Annotated in this window: 16 protein-coding genes and 1 other annotated feature; of the genes, 4 read left to right on the top strand and 12 right to left on the bottom strand. The window is 46.7% G+C overall.

Annotated elements, in window-relative coordinates; all coding sequences use genetic code 11:
• Positions 1 to 41: 41 nt before the first annotated feature.
• The 10 genes from BLR65_RS07475 to BLR65_RS07430 form a co-directional block, all read right to left on the bottom strand.
• Entirely contained in the window at positions 42 to 782 is a 741-nt protein-coding gene (locus BLR65_RS07475) for an HD domain-containing protein (RefSeq protein ID WP_093793562.1), read from the bottom strand.
• 104 nt (positions 783 to 886) lie between these two features.
• Positions 887 to 1,279, bottom strand: a complete 393-nt coding sequence (locus tag BLR65_RS07470; protein ID WP_093793561.1) for a response regulator — start codon at positions 1,277 to 1,279, stop codon at positions 887 to 889.
• 20 nt (positions 1,280 to 1,299) lie between these two features.
• Positions 1,300 to 3,570: an ATP-binding protein gene (locus tag BLR65_RS07465; RefSeq protein WP_093793560.1), complete on the bottom strand. Its 2,271-nt coding sequence runs from the start codon at positions 3,568 to 3,570 to the stop codon at positions 1,300 to 1,302.
• 18 nt (positions 3,571 to 3,588) lie between these two features.
• Positions 3,589 to 4,617: a protein-glutamate methylesterase/protein-glutamine glutaminase gene (locus BLR65_RS07460; RefSeq protein ID WP_245692554.1), complete on the bottom strand. Its 1,029-nt coding sequence runs from the start codon at positions 4,615 to 4,617 to the stop codon at positions 3,589 to 3,591.
• Positions 4,580 to 5,443, bottom strand: a complete 864-nt coding sequence (locus BLR65_RS07455) for a CheR family methyltransferase (protein WP_093793558.1) — start codon at positions 5,441 to 5,443, stop codon at positions 4,580 to 4,582. Before BLR65_RS07455 ends, BLR65_RS07460 begins: the two co-directional genes overlap by 38 nt.
• Positions 5,444 to 5,445: 2 nt before the next feature.
• Positions 5,446 to 7,146 carry a methyl-accepting chemotaxis protein gene (locus tag BLR65_RS07450; protein ID WP_093793557.1) on the bottom strand — a complete coding sequence of 567 codons (1,701 nt, stop codon included), beginning with the start codon at positions 7,144 to 7,146 and terminating at the stop codon, positions 5,446 to 5,448.
• Positions 7,147 to 7,191: 45 nt separating this feature from the next.
• Positions 7,192 to 7,683 carry a chemotaxis protein CheW gene (locus BLR65_RS07445; RefSeq protein ID WP_093793556.1) on the bottom strand — a complete coding sequence of 164 codons (492 nt, stop codon included), beginning with the start codon at positions 7,681 to 7,683 and terminating at the stop codon, positions 7,192 to 7,194.
• 37 nt (positions 7,684 to 7,720) lie between these two features.
• Entirely contained in the window at positions 7,721 to 9,793 is a 2,073-nt protein-coding gene (locus BLR65_RS07440; protein ID WP_245692552.1) for a chemotaxis protein CheA, read from the bottom strand.
• A gap of 23 nt (positions 9,794 to 9,816) precedes the next feature.
• Positions 9,817 to 10,170, bottom strand: a complete 354-nt coding sequence (locus BLR65_RS07435; RefSeq protein WP_093793555.1) for a response regulator — start codon at positions 10,168 to 10,170, stop codon at positions 9,817 to 9,819.
• Positions 10,171 to 10,191: 21 nt separating this feature from the next.
• Positions 10,192 to 10,794 carry a TetR/AcrR family transcriptional regulator gene (locus BLR65_RS07430; RefSeq protein WP_093793554.1) on the bottom strand — a complete coding sequence of 201 codons (603 nt, stop codon included), beginning with the start codon at positions 10,792 to 10,794 and terminating at the stop codon, positions 10,192 to 10,194.
• Positions 10,795 to 11,001: 207 nt separating this feature from the next.
• Positions 11,002 to 11,211 (top strand) — a binding site (T-box leader).
• 43 nt (positions 11,212 to 11,254) lie between these two features.
• On the opposite strand from BLR65_RS07430, the gene BLR65_RS07425 reads away from it, so the two are divergent.
• Together BLR65_RS07425 and BLR65_RS07420 are read left to right on the top strand one after the other, a co-directional pair.
• On the top strand, positions 11,255 to 11,746 hold the full coding sequence (locus BLR65_RS07425; RefSeq protein ID WP_169716967.1) for an Lrp/AsnC family transcriptional regulator: 492 nt from the start codon (positions 11,255 to 11,257) through the stop codon (positions 11,744 to 11,746).
• Positions 11,743 to 12,909, top strand: a complete 1,167-nt coding sequence (locus tag BLR65_RS07420; protein ID WP_093793552.1) for an aminotransferase class I/II-fold pyridoxal phosphate-dependent enzyme — start codon at positions 11,743 to 11,745, stop codon at positions 12,907 to 12,909. Before BLR65_RS07425 ends, BLR65_RS07420 begins: the two co-directional genes overlap by 4 nt.
• Before the next feature lie 405 nt (positions 12,910 to 13,314).
• Here BLR65_RS07420 and BLR65_RS07415 read toward each other — a convergent pair whose 3' ends face one another.
• Positions 13,315 to 15,219, bottom strand: a complete 1,905-nt coding sequence (locus BLR65_RS07415) for a [Fe-Fe] hydrogenase large subunit C-terminal domain-containing protein (protein ID WP_094607941.1) — start codon at positions 15,217 to 15,219, stop codon at positions 13,315 to 13,317.
• A 225-nt stretch (positions 15,220 to 15,444) separates the two neighbouring features.
• Here BLR65_RS07415 and BLR65_RS07410 point away from each other — a divergent pair, with 225 nt between their 5' ends.
• Positions 15,445 to 18,774 carry a PAS domain-containing sensor histidine kinase gene (locus BLR65_RS07410; protein ID WP_093793551.1) on the top strand — a complete coding sequence of 1,110 codons (3,330 nt, stop codon included), beginning with the start codon at positions 15,445 to 15,447 and terminating at the stop codon, positions 18,772 to 18,774.
• Positions 18,771 to 20,228 (top strand): sigma-54-dependent transcriptional regulator, encoded by a 1,458-nt coding sequence (locus BLR65_RS07405; protein ID WP_093793550.1) that lies wholly within the window; start codon positions 18,771 to 18,773, stop codon positions 20,226 to 20,228. Before BLR65_RS07410 ends, BLR65_RS07405 begins: the two co-directional genes overlap by 4 nt.
• 111 nt (positions 20,229 to 20,339) lie before the next feature.
• Here the strand turns inward: BLR65_RS07405 and BLR65_RS07400 are convergent, their stop codons facing one another.
• Positions 20,340 to 20,933: an HD domain-containing protein gene (locus BLR65_RS07400; RefSeq protein WP_093793549.1), complete on the bottom strand. Its 594-nt coding sequence runs from the start codon at positions 20,931 to 20,933 to the stop codon at positions 20,340 to 20,342.
• Between the last annotated feature and the right edge of the window lie 176 nt (positions 20,934 to 21,109).

The following is a 21,109-nucleotide window of genomic DNA, read 5'->3' as shown; positions in this document are numbered from 1 at the left end:
CAGTTATAACGAGAAGACATGCAAGCGGTTACCCGAACCGTTTACATGTCTTCTTGTTTGTTGAGTCTGCCGGCAATATACGCTTGCATGTTTGCCTTGATCTCGCTACATTCTGCCGTATCAGGCAAGGCTGCCAGTTGTCTGTTCAGCTGTCCCTCTGCCACCAGTTGCCGTAAGGTCCAGTCAAAATTAATATCATAAAACCAGCTCAGACGAATCAGACGTTTGTCAGCCATGGTCTTTACGTCCGTATAGGACAGGCAGCCACCGATCTTTAGCTGTTCCAGCATTTTAGGAGAATAATCATGATTGGCTGCCACCGGCGGTAAAATCCGGAAGATGTCCAATTTATCGGCATCACGGATGATCTTTGCCATTAATTCATTCTCCGGCGTTGTCGACGGAATGAGCATTTTGTTATGAATTCTAATGGCAAAATCGACAGTGGCTTGCTCGGGTTCTGAAAAATCCTTTATTATTCCCGTTTCAGCCAGCAATGCCGCACCGACGTCCCCATGATCAAAGGAATCGGAATCCACAAAGGTACGGTATTCCGTAACCTGCCGGAAGCGGGCCAGATCGTGGAATAGCCCAATAACTTCGGCCACCTTCCTTTGCCTGCCGGTAAGAGCAAGCCAGTCGGCGAGTTGAACGCTATTTTCCGCCACAGCGCGGCTGTGTTTTTCCTTCAGCAGTACGCGCTCCATGATGTATGTGTCGTCTGTGTAGTAACCTTTGATATATTTTCCCAACCATTCATATAAATAGCAAAGATCATTCACGCTAAGCTCTCCTCCAATATTATCCGACCTTAAAGCATATAAACTTCTATTATACTATAGCATACTTGTTGACAAAAAATCCCGCCGGTGCGGGATTTTTACCGTTAAATCACGTTCAGATTGCGCATAACTTCAATAAATTTTGTCGTATCGATCGGTTTGGCGGCGTAGGCTTCACAACCGGTGTTAAACGAGTCGTGCACCATTTCCGTGTCATTCAGTGCTGTCGTCATAATTATTTTTGCCCGCCGGTCCCCGGGAATATTCTGTTGGTCTTCAAGCTGCCTGATTACTTTAAGAGCTTTTATCCCATCAACTTTCGGCATCATGATGTCCAGACAAATTAAATCATAGGGCTGCTGCAAACTGTGAGCCATCATAAAGGCCTCAATTGCCTCCATGCCGTCAACCGTTAAATCGCACTCGCCATATTCTGAAAGAAACTTATACATAAACGTTCTGCTGGCTAAGTCATCTTCAGCTATTAATATTCTCATGGCCATCCCCCCCTTATAGTTTATATGCCGCTTAGTTTTTGCAGAGAATTCACTTCCTGCATCATCTTCTCCGCCAATACTCCCGCTTGTTCCAAATGCCCCCTTCTAAGATCAAGGGCAATCCGGAAAGCCAAATTTTTGATAGCATCCAGGCTGTATTGACTGGCCAGAGCTTTGATTTCCAGAGCATAGGCTTCCACTGCCTGGACATCGCTAAACATAGCCGCAGCCTGCAAGCCGGATATTTTTTTCGTCAGTTCGCTGAGAGCGGCCGGTGCAAGCGGCATGGCATCCGCTTTATGTAGCAGGGCGTTAATTTCATCATCTGCTGCTTCACCGGCTGTGTCAATTCTTTCAATAATCGCAAACAGATCATCAAATTGCACCGGTTTGGCAATATAGTCATCCACGCCCAGCGCGATAAACCGCTCTCTGTCGCCGGGTAAAGCATGGGCAGTAATCGCAATAATATGAATATGCCGGCCTGTTTCCGCTTCCAGGCGGCGAATGGCTGCCGTGGCTTCCAAGCCGTCCATATCCGGCATTTGGATATCCATCAAGATCAAATCGAAGGTCAGCCGCTCATACAATTTTACAGTGGCAGTGCCGGTATTGGCAATGGTAAAGGTATGCCCCATCTCTTTAAGCAGCAAGCCGATGACGGCCTGGTTCAGTTCGTGATCTTCCGCCAGCAAAATTTTGCGCGGCTTTTTCGTCCGGCGCTTTTGCACCGGTTTGTTGACTTGCGGTTTAAAGTCGTTCTTATGGCAGCTTTCAAATTCTATCGTAAAATTAAATATGCTCCCCTGTCCTTTTTGGCTTTCCACCCAAATCTTTCCCCCCATAATGTCTACCAGTTGTTTGGATATGGCTAATCCCAGACCAGTCCCGCCGTATTTTCTGGTATGAGAGCTATCGACCTGACTAAAACTGCGAAATAAGAGTTTCGTCTCTGCCGGCGAAATCCCAATCCCCGTGTCCGCAACACTAAACAAAATCTTAACCTTGTCATTATCCCCAAGGTTGCTAACAGTCATATCAATAGAGCCTTTATTGGTAAACTTAATGGCATTACTAACCAGATTATTGATGATTTGCTGCAAGCGCAGCGGATCCCCGATAACCAGGAAAGGAACATTATAGGCGATTTGGCAGGTAAGTGTAAGCCCTTTGCCCGCAGCCCGCACCTTGTGCGGCTTAAGAGTCTGTTCAATAACTTCCCGCAAATTAAAGCCGACTTTTTTCAGCGCTACTTTGCCTGCTTCGATTTTGGAAAACTCTAATATGTCGCTGATAATATTCAGCAATGAGTCCGCACATGATTTGGAAATCAGCAGGTTCTCACGCTGGCCGGGAGTAAGTTCACTCATCAAAGTTAAATCAATCATGCCGATAATGCCGTTTAGGGGAGTTCTGATCTCGTGGCTCATATTGGCCAAAAACTCGCTTTTGGCCCGATTGGCCGCATAGGCTGCCTCGGCAGCCTCCTTCAGGCTCTGCTCCAATTCTTTATATTTCGTTATATCATCAATAATAATAACCGCCCGTTGTTCGTTGTCAATAAAAGCGGGAACAATGTTAATCCGGAACCACATCGTTTCCTGACCGTGTGTCGCCAGCGTCAGCTTGGCGTCAAAATCACCCGCGGCCCGGCCTGTGGCAAATACTTCTCTCAATGCCCTGCGAATCGGGCAAAATTCGCAATCAGGGCTATAGCCGCAGCCGCGTTCATCCATATAGCTATTACTGCATTTCAGACTTCTGCCAATTTGGCCACCTGATTCAACCCAGTTAAACTGCCGGGCAAAAGCCGGGTTGACTTCCTCAATTTGGGCTTGTTCGTCTACAATCAGCATGCATGACGGCACAGCATCAAAGATGGTTTTGAGCTTTCGCCTTTCCTCTGTCAGTTTTTGTTCCACCTGCTTAAGGCGGGTAATATCCCGGAAGACGACAACGGCCCCCTGCAGTTCGTCCTGGCTGTCTTTGACCGGAGCCGTATTGGCCGATACATACCATTCGCAGCCGTCTTTAGCGACTAAAACAATGTTATTTATCAAGCCTACCGGCCCATCCGCACAAATGGCCCTGGCAAACGGATCGTCAAACTGCTCCCTGGTTTCCCTATTGATTAATTGGAACACTTCTGTCAGTGAACGCCCGACAGCTTCTTTTTCCTGCCAGCCAGTCAGCCTTTCCGCTGCCTTATTAATAAAAGTGATTGTGCTATCCTTACCCGTAACAATTACGCCATCGCCGATACTGGCTAAGGCAGCGGCCAAATCCCGCATAAACCTGCACCTCCTCCGTTACGGCAAGAATGAATAAATAAGTTGGGGAATAGCGGACAATGCGCCTTGCTTCTCCACTGCCCCCAGTTCCCATGCAACCTTCGGCATCCCGTATACTACCGAAGTTTGTTCATCCTGCCCAATAGTCCGGGCACCGCCTTGGCGCATCTTTAAAAGGCCTTTAGCGCCATCCTGCCCCATTCCCGTCAGCAACACCCCAATAGCGTTCTTCCCGGCTTCCCGGGCCACCGATTCAAACAGTACATCCACTGAAGGGCAATGCCCGCTCACCTTGTCACCGGCCGCACACTCCACCCCGAAGCCGCCACTGACTTTGACAAGACGCATATGTTTATCCCCCGGCGCAATTAAAACCCGGCCGCGGCCGAGCCGGTCGCCGCTTTGCGCCTCCTTCACGTCCAGCAGCGTTAAGGCATTCATGCGTTCGGCAAACAACCGGGTAAATACCGGCGGCATATGCTGCACAATCACCATTCCCGGCATATCGGCCGGCAACTTTTTTAAAATACTGAAAATCGCTTCTGTTCCGCCGGTAGAAGCCCCCAGCGCAATGATGCGGTCGGAACTGCCTGCCTGCACCGGTTTGGCGGCCGGTTGAGCCGGCAAAGCAGGCTTCTTGCATTGGGCTACTTTGGCAATCGAGGCCACTTTAATTTTCGTTTTCAGTTCATTAATGACCACAGCCGGAGCCCGGCCGCCCTTGGGGTCAGGCTTTACGACAAAATCCACGGCCCCGGCCGCCATGGCTTCAAAGACCTTATCGCTGATCGCACTGATCATCACCACCGGCAGCGGGTACTGCGGCAGCAACCGCTGCAAAAACTCCACGCCGCTCATGCGTGGCATTTCCACATCCAGTGTCATAACATCCGGCTCAAACTCAATAATTTTATCTCTGGCGTCATACGCGTCAACCGCCGTAGCCACTACCTCAATTCCCGGGTCGGCAGCCAGACTGCGCGCCAAAAACTCCCGAAAAACCAGCGAATCATCGACAATTAAAACTTTTATCTTTTTTCGGATCACAATACCCACCTCCACCAGGCTTGCGGTATATCCCGGGAGCAATATAGTCATATCCGCTTTCCCCACGGTGCAGCGATTCAGAATGACCCACAAACAAATATCCGCCCGGCTCGGTGAAGTTAAAAAACTTACCAATAAGCTCACGTTTGGTTTGGTGATCAAAATAAATCATGACATTCCGGCAAAAGATTACATGAAACTTTTTCTTAAAGGGAAATACCGGCTCCATCAGGTTGAATTTGCGGAAAATAATCTCGCTTTGGATGCTGCGGCGAACTGTTCGTTCGCTTTCATTACGTTTTTCAAAATATTTTTTCTCCCAGGCCGGCGGCAATCCGGTCAGCTCATTGTTCTGGTAAATACCGCTTACGGCTTTTTCCAAAACCCGGCTTGCAATATCTGTCGCGAGAATGACTTTATTCCAGCCCGGAGTGCCGTCAAACGCGTCGGCCAGCAGCATGGCAATCGTATAGGCCTCCTGGCCGCTGGCGCAGCCGGCACTCCAGATCCGTAAATCCTTATCCCTGACAGTGGCTGACAGATAGGGAAGCACTTGGCTGCGCAGGTACTCAAAGTGCTGGTTTTCCCGCAGGAAAAAGGTATGGTTGGTCGTAATCCGGTCAAGCAGTGTCGCCACCTCGCTGCCGCTTTTATCGGCCATGATTTGCTGATAGTACTCGGTAAAACTGCCGATATTCTTTTTCACCAATACCCCTTGCAGCCGCCCCAGCAGCAATTGTTTTTTCTCATTTCCTAAGTTTATCCCATAATTGGCATGAATAAAATCGGCCAATTGGCGGAATTCCTGTTCATCAATTCCTATCATTGTCAGTACTTGCCAAACTCGTTATCACTTAATACAATTTTGACTTTCGATTTGGGCATGTCCGTCTGCCCGCCCGCCTTTTGTTTATCCAGCATATCCTGGATCAATTTCAGGGTTGCCGGGTCTACCGGACCAAGGCCACCGGCCACTGCCGTTCTTTTCACTTTAAACTTACCGACTAAATCTTTAAGAGTATCGGCCTGAGCCGACAATTCCTCGCTGGCGGCGGCACTTTCCTCGGCGGTAGCCGAATTGCTTTGTACAACCTGGGAGACCTGGTTGATAGCCTGGTTAACCTGGGAAATACCGCTGGCCTGCTCATTAGAAGCGGCGGCAATCTGCCCGACAAGCTCGGCAACCTGCTCAATATCATGAACAATTTTGTTTAAAGATGCCGCTGTTTCTTGCGCAATTTGGGTTCCCAGATTGGCCTTTTGGATTGAACCTTCAATCATAACAGTCGTTTCTTTGGCGGCATTGGCACTTCTGGCGGCAAGATTCCGCACTTCCTCGGCAACAACAGCAAATCCTTTGCCGTGTTGACCGGCACGAGCGGCCTCCACGGCGGCATTGAGCGCCAGGATATTGGTCTGAAAGGCTATCTCGTCAATAACCTTAATAATTTTGGAAATACTGGCGGCCGATGAATTAATATCCTCCATCGCGGTAAGCATATGCTGCATTTTACTGTTGCCCTGCTCAGCGTTTTCCTGGGTGGTAATCGCCAGTTCGTTGGCTTGGTTGGCATTGACCGCGTTTTGCGTTGTTTGCGCTGCAATCTGCTCCATAGATGCGGTCACTTCTTCAATGGAACTGGCTTGTTCTGTAGCCCCCTGCGACAAGGCCAGGCTGGAAGCCGACATTTGGCGTGAGCCTGCCGACACCTGCGCGGATGAGAGGTTGATGTTGTTGATCACTTCATTAATATTGGCAGCCATTGTTGTAAAGGAGCCGGCCAACATGCCGATTTCGTCTTTGCTGGTTATATTTACAGCGACATTAAGATCGCCCTCGGCCATCTTCTTCATTTCACCGGCCAAGGCCTGCAAGGGCCGGCTGACAGTAAGCGCAATAGCCACGCCCAGGCCGAGCGCCAGCGCAATGGCCACGGCAATAATGACAGTCAACACAACCATGACTCTGTTGGTTTGATCAATGAGTTCTTTACTGACCTGCCGCCCCAAGTTAACCTTATCCTGATACAGCTTGTCTACCAATTCATCAATGGCATTGACAATACCGGCACCTTCGTTGCGCATGACAATAACCGCCTGGTCTTCTTGATTAGCCAAGGCCAATACCATTACCTTATCTCTGACAAGCCTGAACTTTTCTATATTGTCTCTGAGCTCTTTAAATTCTTCCCTTACCTGATTACCCTTAATGCTTTTTTCAAACTGGGGCAGACGTTCGTCAATTTCTTTGTCCAGTTCTTTTATGGCCGCCACATTCCTGCTCCGGTCAGCCGATCCCTTTGCCAAAAGAATATCCCGCAAATGACTGCGGCTTTGTTCAAGCGCCACTCCCAGCTGTCCGATATTGGCGCCGGCAACGCCATAGTCCTCGTATAACACCACATATTTTTCCTGCACATCTTTGATATTGTAGATACCAATAAAGCCGACAATTCCGGCCAGCAGCGCCACGGCAATAAACGCAGCCACCAGTTTATTCCTAATCTTAAGATTGTAAAACCATTGCATAAACCTAAGGCCTCCCCCGATTTTTCATTATTCAAAATACTCTCGTTACGCTAACGGCAGACTGTCTGTCTCGTCTTGGCTCAGCAACTGATCGCAATCCAGCAGCAGGCGAACCTGTCCGCCGACTTTGCCAATTCCCTTAATATACTTATTCTGACTGCCCTTCGCGCCTGCCGGCGGCAGTACAATATCATCCGCGGGGATTACGGTAACTTCGGCTACCGTATCCACAATCAAACCAACTGTAACCTCTCTTAGGTCAATCACAATGATGCAGGTCCGGTCAGTATACTCTTGGGCCGCTTTTTTAAAACGCAGCCGCACATCCATGACCGGAATAATCTTGCCGCGCAGATTAATAATGCCTTTGACATAGGCCGGTAACTCGGGCACTGTCGTAATTGCCTGGATTCCGCCAATAATTTCAATCACATGTCTAATCTCAATGCCGTAATATTCACCGTCTAATACAAAAGTTAAATACTTATCCTGCTGCGAGTCAGCTATTTCCATTTCCAGGTTATCAGCGTCAGCCATATTCTCCCCCCTGCTTGTGTCCAATTTTTGCCGACAATTAAGCATAAAATAACGCCGGAATATCCAAAATCAAACTGATGCTGCCGTCTCCCAACAACGTACAGCCTGCCAAGCCCTTGGCCTTTTTTATATAACCGGGCAATGCTTTTACAACCACAGGCTGTTGTCCCAGCAATTCATCGGCAAATAGCCCGATACTCCGTCCGTCGTTCTCAACTATAATCATAATTCCTTCATCCAGCAAGGTCTGACCGGTAGCGGTGTTATAGTGCTCATAGAGCTTAATGACCGGCAGGCATTGCCCCCGGATAAACAGCAGTTCCCGTCCATCGGGGTCCTTAATGATATTTCCCGCTTGGGGACGGAAGGATTCCCGGATCGCCGTTGTGGGAATCGTGTAGCGGGATTGGCCGACTTTTACCGTCATCCCGTCAATAATAGCCAGTGTCAACGGAATTTTAAGTGCAATGGACGCTCCTTCACCGGGTGTGCTTTCCACAATAATTGTACCGCCAATCTCTTCCACATTCTTAGTAACGACATCCATCCCCACTCCCCGGCCGGAAAGCTCGGTGACTCCCTCTTTGGTGGAAAACCCGGGCAGAAAGATAAAGGAATAAATTTCCTTATCTGTTAATTCCTTTTCCGGTTTGGTTGTTAGACCGGCGGCATACGCTTTGGCCAAAATCTTTTCCTTGTTTAGGCCACGGCCGTCGTCCTTTACAATGATCCACACATCATTGCCGGAGTTTTTGGCCTCCAACGTGATGGTTCCGTTCTCCGCTTTCCCGGCCTGACGCCGTTCCGCTGCCGACTCAATCCCGTGGTCGACAGCATTGCGGATCAAATGCATGAGGGGATCTGATATTTTTTCGATAATGTTTTTATCAACCTCTGTATCCTCGCCTACCAGCGTAAGTGTTACTTGCTTGTCCAGTTTTTTACCGGCGTCGCGGACAATTCGATTCATCTTTTGAAAAGTCGCCGTCAGCGGCATCATCCGTATAGACATAACCACAGCCTGCAATTCACCGACAATTTTGCGCAACTGCCGGGATGATTTGCGAAAATTGTCGAGTTTGAGGCTATTGATGTCAGGGTTCTGCGTTACCATCGCTTCGGCAATGACCAATTCGCCAACCATATCCATCAGTTTATCAAGCTTGGCAACATGAACACTGATCATAGTCTGCTTCAGGCTGGCACACCCGGGTTCCTGATCAGTGGCTTTGTTTTCCGCCGCCAGTTTTGCCGCATATTTTTCCGGCACCTGAAGTTCATGCTCATCTAAAATAATTTGTTTAGGCCGCCCGGGAAACACAGACTTTTGTTCTGCCGCCGTTTCGCTAATTTCCAGCGTCTTGACAAAAGCTGTCCCGGCAAAAAATTTTTTCATAGCGTCCTGCGGCTGAGTGCTTTTAAACCGGATTGTAAAGCCGCCTTCCCTGATCATCTCGGCGGTAGCATTATTTTCAATAATATCAGGCGGTTCGTAAACAATATCTTCGGCCAATCCTTTTAAATTATGCACAAGGGCAAAGGCGCGAATATTTTCCATTTCACAGCCGTCTTCAAAAAAAACAACCGCGTTATAGGCTCTGCTGTCGCCTGTTGCTTCCGGCTTGCCTGCAGGTATGTAGTATTTCTGCGGTTTAGACTCATTCATTTTTTCGCCGTCGGCCAAATCCGGAATATTCCCGGTATTGGCCTTCAACTCGGCTAAGTATTGGCTGATTTGCGGTGTAATATGACTGGCGTTGCCATCGCTGGCCTGACCCTGATCGACTTTAACCGTCTCGGTCTTGAAGAAATCAATCCCTGCCAGGACAATATCAGTCAGCCGGGAATAATCAAGACAAACCGAACCATTTTCCCGGATAAAGTAAAACAGGTCTTCTAAAGAATGCGCCAACGATGAAACTTCATTGAAAAGCATCATCGCCGCCGAACTCTTAATGGTGTGCATAATCCGGAAAATTTTATTAATCGCATTAGTGTCAAAGCAACCTAATTTTTCACTGTCTAAAACGGCCTGCTCCAATTGTTCGACCTGCTGCAATGTCTCAAAGATATACATATCCAGCATGGGCTCGCGTTCAGACTCTCCCAAAGGTTAACCCCTCCCTGACAAAACTAAACGGCTTGTAAGGTTTGAACAACATGCTCTTCCTTAAACGGTTTGACAATAAATGTTTTTGCACCGGCAATGATGGCATCTGTTACCATGCATTCCTGTCCCATGGCTGAAATCATAACAACTTTCGCAGCCGGATTAAGCTTCATAATCGCCTTAACGGCATTGATGCCGTCCATCTCCGGCATGGTAATATCCATCGTAACAAGGTCAGGGTTCAGCTCAACAAACTTTTTGATTCCATCCAGGCCGTCCTCGGCAACACCCACAACATCAAAACCGTTTTTCTCCAGCATCATCTTTAGGGACAAGCGGATAAAAGCTGCATCATCAACAATAAGTACCTTTTTCAATGTTATTCCCCCTCATTTTCTTTATGGCTTTTTTTGAATTTCAACTGCGGCAAACAACCTTTCCAATAAACTTAGCACTGTGTCTTTTACCGCAAAATTGTAATCATTGATCCGCCACCTGAGTATGGTTATCTGACAGGTGCCCAAAATAATCTCGGCAAATTCTTTGGGCGTATAGCCCGCAGTAAGCTCCCCTTTTTGCTGGCCGACTGCCAAAATTTCGGCTACAGCCTTGAACCTGTCGGCAAAAATGCTTTCTACTTTATCTTTGGTCTCTTGGTTATAATGCCGTAACGGTTCATAAGAAAATAAGAGTGCCGTAAGCGCCCGGAAATTTTCGTAATACTCGACAAAACTCTTAATATAGAAAATGATTCGCTGCTTGGCGGAACCATCCATTTGCTGCGCTGAATGAAGAATCGCCCGGTCAAATTTGGAAAAATACTTCAGTACCTGCATCACAATGTCATCTTTGCTTTTGAAATGCCGGTAAAGCGCAGATTCGCTTATTTTCTGGCGACTTGCCAGTTCTTTTGTTGATAGCGCCTGCAATCCCAGCTCATCAATAATTTCAATGGCACTGAGAACTATGGCGTCCTTTCGTGGTAAAGTAAATCTTTTCATTGCTTTCTCCTAGGTAAGTGAATACACACTAACTTAATAATTTTATTATATTTTAGGAAAATAATAGAGTCAATGTAATATAATGTTGTTTTTTATCTTTTTTTGAAAATTAACAAAAATTTTAAAAAGATCTACCCACAGGTACGCCTAAAAAACTTAGGCTTGCCCAATCTTTTTTTTTATGGTATGCTAATAAAAATTGAATATTGAAGAGTGATGACAGGGATAGTACCGTATTATGCCTTACCTTTTAGAGAGCCGGCTAGGGTGAAAACCGGCGGAAGACAGTATGGGAATGCCACCCTTGAGCTGCAGGCTGAAATAAGTAAGTCTGACCGTGCCTGGCGTTAACAGGATCAAGCGAGCCTTTATGGCTAATTTAGGTGGTACCGCGGGAACTATAATCTCGTCCTTTTTAGGGACGGGATTTTTTATTTTACACAAACAGGGAGGATCATTTGTGAAAGAATCATTAAAAATATTGTTAACACAGTTGGAAAAAGACTGTACCCAGCCGGTTGAGCAACTGGCCGCCTTACTGCAAAAGCCCAAAGAGGAAGTTGCCGCCTTGATTAAACGGCTGGAAGACGAGAAAATTATTGTTAAATATCAGCCCATCATCAACTGGGAAAAGGCCGGCGAGGATAAAGTAACCGCTATTATTGACGTTCGCATCACCCCGCAGCGCGAAGTAGGCTTCGACGCCATTGCCGAGCGCATCTACCGCTTTCCGGAAGTGGTTAATCTGTATCTCATGTCAGGTGCCTATGACTTAAGCGTTATGGTCGAAGGCCATACACTTAAGGAAGTCTCCAGATTTGTAGCTACCAAGCTATCTACCATCGACGGTGTCATCAGCACGACCACCCACTTTATGCTTAAGCCTTATAAATATGCAGGGGTTATCATCAATGACCGTGAAGACGATCACCGGCTGGTGGTGTCGCCATGAGTTGGGCCGAGCGTCTGTCACCTGTTGTCAAATCCGTCCCGCCTTCCGGCATCCGGCGATTTTTTGACATTGCCGCCGAAATGAAAGGCGTCATTTCGCTGGGAGTCGGTGAGCCGGACTTTATCACTCCCTGGCATATCCGGGAAAGTTGTGTACATGGGCTGCATAAAGGTTATACGGCCTATACCTCCAATTATGGGCTTTTAGAACTCAGAGAAGAAATCGCCCGCACGATTTACGACAAGTATCAGGTCACCTACGACCCGCGCACCGAGGCTTTGGTAACGGTTGGTGTCAGTGAAGCCCTTGATCTGGCAATCCGGGCCATCATCAGCCCGGGTGAGGAGGTTCTCATCCCGGAACCCTGTTATGTTTCCTACAAAGCCTGTGTCACTCTGGCCGGCGGTCAACCGGTACCTGTCCCGACAACGATGGAACACGAATTTCGCGTAACTGTGGCCCAACTGGAAAAGCTGGTAAGTCCCCGGACCAAAGCCCTGTTAATCGGCTACCCCAACAATCCGACCGGTGCCATTATGCCCAAGCAGGAATTACTGGCTATTGCCCAGTTTGCCAAAAAACATGATTTAATTATAATTTCGGATGAAATCTACGCCGATTTGACTTACCAGGGTATGCACACTTGTTTTGCCAGTCTGCCGGCAATGCGTGACCGTACCATTTTATTAAACGGCTTTTCCAAGGCTTATGCCATGACCGGCTGGCGAATCGGTTACGCGTTAGCCAATCATGAATTTATTGCCGCCATGAACAAAATCCATCAGTATACCATGCTTTGTGCGCCGATTACCGCCCAGCTCGGAGCCATTGAGGCCCTCCTGCACGGCACGGAAAAAATGGAAAGCATGGTGGCTGAATATAACTGCCGCCGCCAGCTTATGCTGGAAGGATTGCATGAACTGGGACTCAAATGTTTTGAGCCCAAAGGAGCATTCTATATTTTCCCTTCAATTAAGGAAACCGGCTTAACCTCGCTGCAATTTGCCGAAGACCTGTTAAAGACCGAAAAAGTGGCTGTCGTTCCCGGTGACGCATTTGGCGAAAGTGGTGAAGGCTACATTCGCTGCTCCTACGCTTCCTCAATCAGCAATCTGTCCCATGCGCTTGAGCGCATTGGCCGGTTCGTTAAAAAGTTCCAATAACAATAAAATATTTCCTAATAATCCCAGCCAAATTATCTTTTAACCAAAGACACTGCCGCCGCATACAATGGCATCAAACCAGCACCAATAACTAAATTACATCAAAGGGGGTACTTATATGGGCTGTGGGTTTGGCGGCGGCAATAGCAGAATCATTTTAATCATTATCATCATTCTCCTCTTATTATGCTTTGCTGATGAAGATTCCTCAACGTGTTAAAAAATTACTTACCAGCGGCCGCTGCCTCCCTTTGGGGGAGCGGCCGTCGCCCTGTAAGCCTTTTGCTTTACCGGCTACTAAATAGAAACAGGCCCGGCAAGCCAAACGAAAGAAGGCTCCCGTGGGAGCCCTCTTTCGTTTGGCTTGCATTAACAGTATAGGTAATAAAAACCTATAATTTATATTTATTTTTGTTCCAGAACGGAAGCCGTCGCCGCAATTTCCTGGCATTTTGCCGTTACCTGCTGAACGGTCGCAGAGATATTGGTAATTTCATTGTTCACAGTATCAACTTTCTTTTCCAGTTCATCAGCAATATTCATAATTTTGGCAACCTGCTGCCTGATATCTTCTTCACTGTGCTTAGTTGATGTGACGGCTGTTTTCGAACGATCTGCCAACACCCGTACCTCGTTGGCCACCACAGCAAAGCCCTTGCCCAGTTCACCAGCCCGCGCCGCTTCGATGGCGGCATTAAGCGACAAGAGATTCGTCTGACTGGCAATACCGACAATTTCATCAGAAGCCTGTCCAAAATCGGCTAGCTTGGTTTCTACTTCACCAATACTATCTCTAAGTTCAGTGGCTGTTTTAAAAATATAATGCATTTCGCCACCGATATTTTCAATACTTTTGGCATTTTCACCGCTTCCTACCGATACCTCGTTAATCGCATCTGTAATATCCCTGACATGGGCTTTAAGCAATTCGGCAGAACGCGCCCGCTCTTCGCTCAGAGATTTTACTTTAGTCAGCATGGTTTCCACTTCACTATGACTTTCGGCTAACTGTTTTTTCTCATTTTCTACCTCTTTGCGATTATAATCAATACAGTTGTTTACATGGTTATTGCCGCTGGCGACCGCTTTGGCGAAATCCCGGCAATTCCCGAATCCACAAGCATAACAATTTACTTTGCGGGCCTCTTCCGTAGTTTTGTGCAGCACAGTAAAAATAGGTTCAAGGTCGGCATCATCGGCGTTTTTGAGTATTTGTGACTTATCTTCGTACCGCCGCACAAAGTCGGCAAGGGTAAGTTCCTTATCAAACCGGGTAAACAAATCATACGATTTTTTCAGTAATTTCGTTTGTGTGTGTTCCTTGATTTTTTCCTGTTTCAGTTCATTCATGCGATAATCGATATCATCGATAGGCATAACTTTATTGGTGCCTGTCCCCAGATTGCAGCCACAACTACAGTTTAAAATATCGACAAGCAAAGGTACGGGTTTTGCTTCCCGTATCCGCTTAGCGTATTCATCAAGATAATGATAGGTATGACCCGGACCCTCAATCTGCCTGATCCATGCGTCCCTGGTATTAAATTCCACATTTTCCCGCAGGCCGCCCGGACGGCTGAAGGTCAACCCCAGACCGCAGTTCAGTTCTTCAAAATCAACCTCCGGAAAAGCCGCCAGGTTAACACCTTTTTGGAGCAAATATTGTTCGAGCTTCGCATAAGTAACATTATATTGTACTAATTCGGCAGTATCTTTTTCATTGATTTCATCTATTTTACCGATACAGGGAGACAGAAAAACCAGTTTATTTTTAATATTCTTATATTTACGCAGATAAACTGCGGCACACATCATCGGGCTGTGAATCGGTGCCAGATTGTTCATCAGCTCCGGCCGGAATTTTTGCACATAATTAACGATAGCCGGACAAGGCTGGGCAATCACCGATTGTAACTGTTGCTCTTTAATTGCCTTTAAATAAGCCCAGGTGGTAATATCTGCGCCAAAGGATACATCATAAACAGCCTTCACTCCCAGCGACTGCAAATAGCCGAAAAGCCGTTTATAATTAGCAAAATTAAAACGAACGGCAGGTGCAGCGAGCAGCGAGATACTTGTACCTTGTTCAAGGTCGGCAAAAAAGCGTTCTGTATCATCCTTATAGTCTCTTGCCCCGTGATCACATACCTCAAGACATTCACCGCAATGAATACAGCGGTTCTGATCGACCCGCACCTTATTTTGACCATCCACTGAATAGGCAATGTTTGCTTTGGTCGGGCACTTGGCAATACACTTATTGCAGCCGGCACATAACTCTTCATTGGTTAATAAGATATCGCTGTTCATCCTTATCACCTACGAGTTCGTTAAATTTATCACTAATTCATATTATAACTGTCCTTACCCATAAGTCAATCTATTTTTTGTCTTATTTGTTATAATATTACAAAAAAATTAGCTGATTGACTTAAACCAACAAAAAGCTTCCTATTTTATCAAGGATTATGTACAATCGCCGCGAATATAGTTGTTGAGGTGTTTACGGTGGATTTGACAAGCCTATGTGTAACGATGATACAATTATTCGAAAATATTGGGGCGATGGCTGCTGTTATCATTATTGTATTACCTTTGTTTCCGGCTATCGTTTATTCCAAAAAAGAGGACATTAATCTGTCCGGGGTTGCATTTTTTTCACTCATTGCCGCTATTTCGTTTATTCCTACTTACGGAACGCATACTATCCCATTAAATTTAAGCATAATACCCATTTTACTTGTAGCCTTGCATATCGGTTTTTTTGAAGCCGTGATTGTTGCCTTGGTCAGTACTTTACTTTCCTTGACACTGGGCAACGGCATGCTAACAGTTTGGACCATCGGGGCGTCTTTATTCGGCATTATCGGCGCTTTTGCGTTAGAACGTTTTGTCAACTCCCCCGCTTACTTAAGAACTGGTATATTGACTTTCATAAACTGCCTCTATACCATAACATGTTACTATTTGAATATTACTATTGGCGGCGATAATTCCGACTTACCGGTTTTTAGCCAATTATCTACCTTAGGTCAATTGCTTACCCTGCTTGTCCTGCCGAATACGGCAGGCATTCTTCTGTTAAACTGGCTGACCCAGCACCTGCAAAACTATCATCAGCTTAATACTCAGGTTGCACAGGATGAATTAAAATTCCGCAATTTAGTGGAAAATTCGCGCATTGGCATCTATATTATCCAGGAAAACCGACTGGTCTATGCCAATCGTGGCGTTATGGCCATTACCCGCTTGTCATACAGCGAGCTGCTGGAAATTGAGAATATCTTTGATTACATTCAACCAATTGATCACACGTTGTCGGCCGAGAATACTAAAACCAGCAGGACCGGCAAAATCAATAGCAACCATTATGAAGTACGCTTGGTTAACGGTGATTTTTACCGTGATGTGGAAATTAACGGCAGATATGTTACCTTTGAGGGTAAACCTGCGTTCATTGGTACGATGATCGATATCACAGACCGCAAGCAGTTCGAAAGCGAATTACATGAAAAACAGGAGCGAATCCAGGGTATTCTGGCAACGATACCGGATATTGTTGCCGTTATCAACAAAAGTGGAATTGTCTGCGAAATACTTTCCCACCGGCAATTCGCTGCTCCGCTAACAGCCAAACCCGCCCTGGGAAAATCCGTTTATGACATTCTTACTTCTTCTTTCGCGGAAAAAATTGTCAGAAATATTGACACGGTGTTACGTTCCCGGCAGACTGTTTCCTTTGAGCACACTACCGATAACTGGGCCGGAGAAATTCATTTAGCGGCGATTAATGAGGATGAAATCGTATTCATTCTCAAGGATGTCACCAAATATAAACAGGCAGAGGAAAACTACCGCCGCAGTACAGAAAAATATCAGACACTGTTTAACAGCAGCAATGATGCCATTTTTGTCACTTCGCCTCCGGATCCGCCTACCAAGTCTTCCCGATTTCTCGAAGTAAATGACGCCGCCTGTAAAAAGCTCGGGTACAGCCGCGAGGAATTACTAAGCCTGACGGTTTACGATATCAGTGAACTCACCTCGCCTGAGGCTGCCGACCAGGCACTTACAGCACTCATGACTGCGGGACATTCTCTCTTGGAAGTCTATCATATTGCCAAAGACGGAACCCGCATCCCGGTGGAAGTAAATTCCCATTTATTTAACCTGTGGGATTCACCCAGGATAATCTCAATTGCCAGAGACATTTCGGAACGCAAGCAAGCTGAGCAGGCCTTACGGGAAAGCGAAGCAAATTTTAAGTATTTGGCCGACCACATTCCGGTGATGGTCTGGTCAACCGATCAATACAACAACTGCATTTTTGTCAATAAGCAATGGCAAAAGTATACCGGCGCCTCCCCTGGCATCGGCATAAAAATTGACTGGGAAACTTATATTCATCCCAAAGATAATGCATTCATCCAAACGGTATTGCCGGACGCCCCGGACAACCAGCCAAATTCCTTCTGCTCCGAACACCGCATGCGGCGCGCGGACGGCGAATACCGCTGGATGCAAACCATTGGCATTCCCCGGTTTAATTCTGACCATACTTTTACCGGCTATATCGGCTGCTGCCTGGACATCCATGATAAGAAACATGCCGAAAACGTACTCACCCACTCTTACCGCCGCCTGGAAAAAAACGTAGAGTCCCAAGCCCGCCAATTAGCCAATACCAATGCTGCCCTGGCCCAGGAAATCTTCGTCAGGCGCGCTATGGAAAAACGTTACCGAAAATTATTCGACAGTGTACAAGATGCCATCTTTGTTTGGAAAATTACCCCGCAAAGTTTGCCTGGCACGATTATCGAGGTGAATGACATTGCCTGCCGCTGGCTGGGTTATTCCCGGGATGAATTGCTGTCCCGCACAATGATGTCCATCATGTCCTCACAATCGCAAACCCTTGCCGCTCCCCGCATGGAAAAACTGTTAACCCTGCGGCAGGCTATTTTTGATTATGATTATCTGGCAAAAGACGGCAGACTTGTTCCTACAGAGGTAAATTCTCATTTATTCGCGCTTAATGGTGAACTTGTGGGGCTGTGTATTGCCAGAGACATTTCCGACCGTAAACAGGCGGAAATGGAGCTCTTAGCGGCCCGGAACAGAATCAGCAAAGCGGAAAAACTGGCTTCTTTAGGCAATATGGCTGCCGGCATTGCCCATGAGATTAACCAGCCTTTAAACTCAATAAAAGTTACGGCAGACAGTATTTTGATGTGGTCCAAAGAAGACAAGTCCTATCATTTGGAGGAGTTCTTGGAGGATGTGCAAACCATTTCCACGCAGGCAACGCGGATTGCCAATATTATTAAATATATTCGCGATCTCATCCGCAGTCATCAGCAAAAAAGCAGCCAGCATTTCGATATGACCCAGGTTATTCAAAATGCGGTTGCGATGCTGACTCCCCAGCTAAATACCGCCGGTGTCGTCCTATCGCTTGATCTTACTGAGGAACCGCTTAAACTTTTAGGCTCACTGGCCTATATGGAACACGTTATCCTTAATCTGATGAACAATGCCTTGGAGGCACTGGAATCTTCCCCTCAGGTTTACAAAGAAATAGAAATTCAATCACGCCTGGAAGACAAAATTATTGTTCAAATCTCGGATAATGGTCCGGGCATTCCCGACGCAATCAAACAAAAGCTCTTCACCCCGTTTTTCACCACCAAGGGTAACGGCATGGGCCTGGGATTGGCAATTGTAAAATCTGTGGTTACTTCTCACGGCGGTCAAATATCGGCCATAACCAACGAAAATGGAGGAGCTACTTTCCGTCTTGTATTTCCGCTAATTGAGGCAGAAAACCTAAGTATTGACAACGCAAAGGAGGATAATGCTAGTTGAATATTTTATTAGTAGACGACGATACTGGCAGCCGCACGTCTGTGAGAAAATTTTTACGTCGTCAGGGCTATGAAGTCACCGAATGCAGTAACGGCGAAGAGGCGCTTGCCGCCTATGCGGAAGAAAATTTTCCGATGATCCTGACCGATATAAAGATGCCAGGCATAACCGGTATTGATTTGTTAAAACGTATTAAGGAATTGCCGAGCGGTTCGTATACCGACATTGTTTTATTTACCGGCCACGGGTCAATGGAATCGGCTATTGAAGCCTTACGTATGGGCGCCTTCGATTATCTCTTAAAACCGATCAACATTCAGGAGTTATCGATTATTGCGGAAAAAGTGGCCGAACACCAGGGCTTGCTGCGTGAGAACAGACGGCTTACCGACCATTTTGACCAGGAAGTGCAGGCCGCTACCCAGGAAACTACCAAAGAAATTTCCCGCTTGCGCCAGCTTGTTGCCCAGTCGGAAGGAATCGGCAAAATCGGGGTCTTTGATCCGGCAATGGAAAACATTTATAAGCAGGCACTCCTTTACCACCAGGATCGTTCGATTCCGGTTTTAATTCAGGGTGAAACCGGTACCGGTAAAGAAATGGTGGCCAAGCTTATTCATTATGCCGACTTCAACGAAACCACGCCATTTGTTGATATAAACTGCGCGGCTCTAACCCCGACACTGTTCGAGAGTGAATTATTCGGCTATGAAGCCGGTTCTTTCACAGGCGGGTTGTCCAAAGGACAAAAAGGAAAGCTGGATCTCGCCGTCGGCGGTACGTTATTTTTGGATGAAGTTGGCGAGATGCCCATAGAAATGCAGGCAAAATTATTGCGGGTTTTACAGGAAAAAGAATATTACCGGGTAGGAGGCTTAAAAAAAATCAAAGCCGATGTCCGTATTATCTGTGCAACCAACATTAACCTGGCTCAGGCCGTGGAGGAAAAAAGTTTTCGCCGGGACCTGTTTTATCGCCTTAATGTGGGACAAATCCTTATCCCGCCGCTGCGTGAACGGCCGGAAGCCATTGTGCCCTTGGCCGAAATGTTCTTGCACCGTTTTTCCACCCAAAAAGGGAAAAAATTCAGCCGCATAAGCGACCAGGCGGCTAAAGCCCTGCTTAGCCATTCCTGGCCGGGTAATATTCGCGAATTGCAAAATGTTATTGAATGGTCGGTTTTTATGTTTGATGATACGGAACTATGCAGCAGACACCTGAATATTGTAGACAGCGGCAACTGCACTCTCCCTGCCGTAGAGGAAGGAACCATCCTTCCTGAAGCACCGGTGATTCTGCCGCCGGAACCCTTCAACCTGGAAGAATATATAAACAATATTATTTACGCCGCCCTAAAAATGCACAAAGGCAACAAATCAGCAGCAGCAGCCTATTTGGGACTATCACGCCGTTCTTTCTCCTATCGGGCTGAAAAGGTGCTTCAGGATACATAAGCGGTATTTCTTGCCAAGCGTCACAAGATACAAGATAAAAGAGAGTCGAAAACATGATTTCGTTTCGACTCTCTTTTATCTTATCTTATACGAGTAATACCGGCGCATGAATTATTCCGGCAAATAACCTTTCGCAACCGCTGTCTGGATCGTCTCAGCAACAAGTTGACCCAATTCCGGGGCTATTGTTCCCGTTCGCTGATTCCGTTCATATACCTTAGCACTAGTTATGCCGTGTTCTTTCCACGATTTGCCCTGTGTATGGCAATGCAGCAGCAGTGGCTGAAGCCTGTCCAGTGCATCGGCTAGGCAAGCCTCCGGACTGCCCCTATGCTCAAACTCCTCCCATAAGGAGCGAAATTCCTGGGCCTGATCGGCGGGCAGCAAACCGAATAGCCGATCGGCAGCCTTCGTTTCCCGCTCATTTTTATCCAGTCCGGCCTGCTGATCAAAACAATAGGTATCGCCGGCATCAATCTCCACAATATCGTGAATAAGAACCATTTTCAGTACTTTGAGTACGTCAATCTGGTGACCGGCAACATGCTCGGCCAAGAGTACGGCCATAACGGCTAAATGCCAGGAATGTTCCGCATCTGTCTCATGGCGCTCACCGCCAATTACATAATTTTGCCGATAAATCTGTTTTATTTTATCCACTTCCACAATAAAATCAATTTGCTGTCTTAGTCGATCTGTAATCATACTATCCCTCTTCCTTCAGTCAATGATTCTGTGAACACTCTAACGGCTTAACTCTGTTTTATTCCCGAAAAGGCATAATTTTCCCTGCCAAACAATACACACTCGACCAATTTATCCAGGCTTCATCCCCACTTCTCAACAACACAAAGCGTATATAACCCCTTATGATCTGACGA

It is taken from the genome of Sporomusa acidovorans, from assembly GCF_900101845.1.
Lineage (GTDB): Bacteria > Bacillota > Negativicutes > Sporomusales > Sporomusaceae > Sporomusa > Sporomusa acidovorans.
Note: the sequence above shows the minus strand (reverse complement) of the source record. Positions and strands in the feature narration are given on the sequence as shown.